4 protein-coding genes, 1 tRNA gene, 1 other RNA gene and 1 pseudogene are annotated in these 4539 nt (G+C 67.2%); 4 read left to right on the forward strand and 3 right to left on the reverse strand.

From position 1 onward, the window contains the following. From QOI01_RS27690 to ffs, 3 genes are all read right to left on the reverse strand, one after another. Positions 1-176, reverse strand: a 176-nt coding sequence (locus QOI01_RS27690; protein WP_526386362.1) for a DNA polymerase III delta subunit-related protein, incomplete at its 3' end; no start/stop codon positions are given. A 39-nt stretch (positions 177-215) separates the two neighbouring features. Next, a complete protein-coding gene (locus QOI01_RS27695) occupies positions 216-1505 on the reverse strand; it encodes an aspartate aminotransferase type Ic (RefSeq protein WP_526386359.1) in 1290 nt (429 codons plus the stop codon). 41 nt (positions 1506-1546) lie between these two features. After that, positions 1547-1641: signal recognition particle sRNA small type (ffs, locus tag QOI01_RS27700), an RNA gene on the reverse strand. Positions 1642-1700: 59 nt separating this feature from the next. Here ffs and QOI01_RS27705 point away from each other — a divergent pair. The 4 genes and pseudogenes from QOI01_RS27705 to QOI01_RS27720 all read left to right on the forward strand — a co-directional run. Beyond that, a tRNA-Ser gene (locus QOI01_RS27705) sits at positions 1701-1786 on the forward strand. Between the two features lie 81 nt (positions 1787-1867). Then, entirely contained in the window at positions 1868-2731 is an 864-nt protein-coding gene (lucA, locus tag QOI01_RS27710; protein ID WP_526386360.1) for a lipid uptake coordinator LucA, read from the forward strand. Between the two features lie 97 nt (positions 2732-2828). Continuing rightward, positions 2829-3854, forward strand: coding sequence for a S1C family serine protease (locus QOI01_RS27715; RefSeq protein WP_526386361.1), 1026 nt, complete (start codon positions 2829-2831; stop codon positions 3852-3854). 51 nt (positions 3855-3905) lie between these two features. Continuing rightward, a pseudogene (locus QOI01_RS27720) lies at positions 3906-4539 on the forward strand (dihydrodipicolinate reductase); the annotation flags it as partial.

Here is a 4539-nt window from a genome sequence, read left to right on the forward strand (position 1 = left end):
AGCGAGCGGGCCAGGATGCGCGCCGAGGATGTCTTGCCGCAGCCACGGGGGCCGGAGAAGAGGTAGGCGTGGTTGATCCGTCCCGACTCCAGCGCTGTCGACAGCGGCTCGGTGACGTGCTCCTGACCGACCACTTCGGCGAAGGAGGCAGGTCGGTACTTGCGGTAGAGAGCCACGACGCCCACGCTACCCAGGTCCCCCGACTCGCCGCGTCCCTAGCCGCGCTGCAGCAGCGACTCGGTGGCGGCGAGCAGCGCGCATGTCGCGAGACCGTCGATCGCCTCGTTCAGGTCGGGCATCGACGAGAATGACGGCGCGATCCGAATATTCGTGTCCTCCGGGTCTTTTCGATACGGGAATGAGGCTCCTGCCTCGGTCACCGCGATACCCGCATCCTTGGCGAGGGCGACGGTGCGCCGTGCGGTGCCCGGCCAGACGTCGAGGCTGACGAAGTACCCACCCTTGGGATCGGTCCACGACGCGATCTTCGACTCACCCAGTCGGTCCTCGAGGATCTCGCCAACGAGGGCGAACTTGGGCGCCAACAGTTGCTGATGACGCTGCATATGCAGACGCACGCCGTCGGCATCGCCGAAGAAGCGCAGGTGGCGCAGCTGGTTGACCTTGTCGGGACCGATCGTCTTCTTGGCCGCGTGCTGCAGGTACCAGGCGATGTTGCCCAGCGACCCGCCGAAGAAGCTGACGCCGGCCCCGGCGAACGTGATCTTCGACGTCGACGCGAAGACGTACGGCCGGTTCGGGTTGCCCGACTTGGCGGCCAGCCCCAGCACGTCGACTTGGCGGACGAAGTCATGGGTGAGCGTGTGCACGAGGTAGGCGTTGTCCCAGAACAGCCGGAAATCGGTTGCCGCGGATTGCATCTGGACCAGGCGCCGGACGTTCTCCCAGGAATACGTGGTGCCCGTTGGGTTGGAGAAGACGGGCACGCACCACATGCCCTTGATGGCCGGGTCGCCTGCGACGAGTTCCTCGATGACGTCGACGTCGGGGCCGTCCTCGAGCATCGGCACCGGGATCATCTCGATGCCGTAACTCTCGGTGATCGCGAAGTGGCGGTCGTAGCCGGGCGACGGGCAGAGGAACTTCACACCAGCGCCGTCGCGCTGCTCCTCAATCCAGGGCCGCGGAGAGTCAACACCGCCGTGCAACAGCGAGAACACCACGATGTCGTGCATGATCTCGAGGCTGGCGTTGTTGCCCGCGATCAGGTTGGGCACCGGAATGCCCAGCAGCTCGCCGAAGACGGCACGCAGTTCCGGGAGCCCATGCAGACCGCCGTAGTTGCGGGTGTCGGTGCCGTCACCGTCGCGATACTCGGTTCCCGGAAGCGCCAGCAGGTCGTTGGACAGATCGAGCTGAGCCGCAGACGGCTTACCGCGCGTGAGATCCAGGCCGAGCTTCTTGGCTTGGAGATCGACGTAGTTGCGGCGCTGCAGCTCGTGCTGGGCCTCTAGTTCGTCGCGGCCAAGCGAGAGAAACGACACGGCGTGCCTTTCAACGTTGGGCCGATGAGACCGACGATCACAGAAGGGGACCCCGCGCACCCGCCAGAGCCCATTGACCCTTGCTGCCTTCCGGCCCTGGGGGAGTTCACAGGATGGACGCCGCGCGGGGTCCGAACATGAGTGTAGCCAACTACTCGTAAGGGGCGGGTGGCCCGGTCGGCTACCATGGCCCGCGGAGGATTCGCCTAGTGGCCTATGGCGCTCGCCTGGAACGCGGGTTGGGTTAACAGCCCTCAGGGGTTCAAATCCCCTATCCTCCGCGCTGGTCAGTGCGCGGCCAGGCAAAGAGAGCCTGGTCGCGCCTCGGCCTGAACAACGGCCCCACCGACTCGAGGAGGAGTATGCGGCGCTGGATCGCGGTCCTGTGGCACGCATCGTTCTTCGTCCTCGCCGGGGCGCTCTACTTCTTCTTCGTGCTCCCACGTTGGTTCGAGCTGACCGGAGCCTGGCCCTCCGGGCTGGGCTTGGCGATGCGCATCGTGTGTGGCGCGTTGATCGGGCTTGCGGCATTGCCCATCGTCTTCACGCTGCTGCGCACGCGCAAGCCCGAGTTCGGCACACCGCAGCTGGCCCTGACACTGCGATTCTGGTCGATCGTCCTGCACGTTCTGGCCGGCGCGCTGATCGTCGGTGCAGCCATCAGCGAGATCTGGGTGAGCCTGGACGTGGCGGGTCAGACCCTGTTCGGCATCTACGGCGCCGCGGCTGCAGTCGCCGTCCTCGGCGCGCTGAGCTTCTACCTGGCGTTCGCCGCGGAACTGCCGCCGCCACCGCCGAAGCCACTCAAGCTCAAGAGTCAGACGCGCCGCAGGCGCGGTGGCGCCGCTGCCGACGAAGAGCCCGAAGAAGAGGCCGACGACGAGGTCGACGACGAGGTCATTGCCTCGGACGACGCGGCCGACGCCGATGAACCGGAGCCTTCGGACTCCGCCGAGCCGGAGGAGACGGCAGAGCCGGACGAGAAGGGCGACGTCCCCGCACCCGTCAGCCTGGAGAAGGCCGACGAGGACAGTGGGGCTGCTGAGATCACCGAGGCCAGTGCGACCGGGACCCCCAGCAGCAACGGCTCTGGTAGCTCCAATGGCTCCGATGGCACCGGTAACGCCGAGGAATCCGATCGCGATGAGCCTGGTGGCACGTTGCGCAATCGACGCCCCGGCGGCAAGTCAGCGTCGCGGCTCTTCGGGCGCGCACGCCGCGGTTAGCCCTCGACGACTGACGTTCAGGGCCTTCTGCGTCGACAGCCCACGGTGTCCAAGTCAGAATTGTGGGTAGTTCACAGCCAAAGGCGAAAGGTGGCCCATGCACAGGTTCCATACCTGGCGGCGTCTCGTCATCGCCGTCGTCGTGGCAGTGGTCGCCGCATCGGCGGCCATCGCGGCTCCGGCACCTGCGTTCGCCGACCCCGCCGATCTCTCCAACGTCGCCTCCCAGACCGAACCGACGGTCGCGCGCATCGACACGACGATCAACTACCAGCACGCAATCGGCGCGGGAACCGGCATCGTCCTCGATCCCGGCGGGGCCGTGCTGACGAACTTCCACGTCGTGCAGGGCGCGGACAGCATGACCGCGACGGTCGGGGGGCGTCCGTACCAGGCCGACCTGGTCGGCTACGACCGCAACCGTGACATCGCCGTGCTGCAGCTGCGCGGCACAGGCGCCCTGCCCGTGGCACCGCTGGGCGATTCGTCGCAGCTCGCGATTGGGGATCCCGTCGTCGCGCTAGGCAACGCTCGCGGTTCGGGGAGCCCACTGACGCGGGAGGCCGGCCAGGTGGTCGGCTTCGGCCGCACCATCGACGCCAAGGACGAGCTGACGGGGAGTTCCGAACAGGCGACGGGGCTGATCGAGTTCGCGGCACCGGTCCGCGCGGGCGATTCGGGTGGGCCCGTGATCAACGCGGCCGGCCAGGTCGTCGGCGTGACGACGGCGGCGACCGTCAACTTCCGGATGGACCCGGGCGGCTCCGGGTTCGCCATTCCGATCAACGACGCACTGGCGACGGCAGGCCAGATCCGCTCGCGGACACCGACGGGCACCGTTCACATCGGCCCGCCCACGCTGCTGGGCGTCGGCGTGAACGGCAAGAATCAGTCGGATTCGCTGCCAGGAGTAATCCTCTTCGAGGTCTTGAGGGGCGGGCCCGCAGAACAGGCCGGCCTGCACGCCGGCGACGTCCTGCTCAGCATCGACGGCGTCCAACTCAACTCGGCGAACGCCCTCACCGACATTCTGGACCGTCACTATCCGGGTGACGTCGTCGATCTGGTCTTCATCGACAAGGCCGGCCAGCAGCTCAACGGCAAGGCCACGCTCTCGTCCTGAGAGTTCGGCAAAACCGCGGAATGACCGCCCCGCCGTCCCTATGCTGAGCGAGTGCCAAACACATCGCCGTACCGGCTGGTTCAGTGGACGACCGGCAACGTTGGCAAGAGCTCCGTCGCCGCCATCGCGCGCAATCCCTCCCTCGAACTCGTGGGCTGCTACGCCTGGTCGCCAGACAAGGCGGGACTCGACGTCGGCGTCCTCGCGGGCATCGAGCCGCTCGGTGTCGCCGCCACGAACGACGTTGACGCGTTGCTCGCCCTCAAGCCGGACTGCGTGGTCTACAACCCCATGTGGATCGACGTCGACGAGCTGGTGAAGATCCTGTCCGCGGGCGTGAACGTCGTGGCGACCGCGTCCTTCATCACCGGCCACAACCAGGGCGACGGCCGCGCGCGAATCGCCGAGGCGTGTGAACAGGGCGGTTCGACGATGTTCGGATCGGGTGTCAGCCCCGGCTACGTCAACCAGCTGTCGATCGTGGCAGCGGGCATCTGCGACAGGGTCGACAAGATCACCGTCAACGAGGCCGCCGACACCACGTTCTACGACTCACCCGCCACCGAGTAGCCGGTGGGCTTCGGCCAGCCGATCGACCACCCCGACCTACAGGCGATGACCGCCAAGGGCACCGGCGTGTTCGGCGAGGCCGTGCGGATGGTGGCCGACGCGCTCGGCATCGAGC

This window comes from Mycobacterium sp., from assembly GCF_032162605.1.
Taxonomy (GTDB): Bacteria; Actinomycetota; Actinomycetes; order Mycobacteriales; family Mycobacteriaceae; genus Mycobacterium.

What these genes read in the sequence shown, in the direction of transcription:
- lucA (WP_526386360.1), top strand. Translation starts at nt 1,868, where the DNA reads ATGCGGCGCTGGATCGCGGTCCTGTGGCACGCATCGTTCTTCGTCCTC.
- QOI01_RS27715 (WP_526386361.1), top strand. Translation starts at nt 2,829, where the DNA reads ATGCACAGGTTCCATACCTGGCGGCGTCTCGTCATCGCCGTCGTCGTG.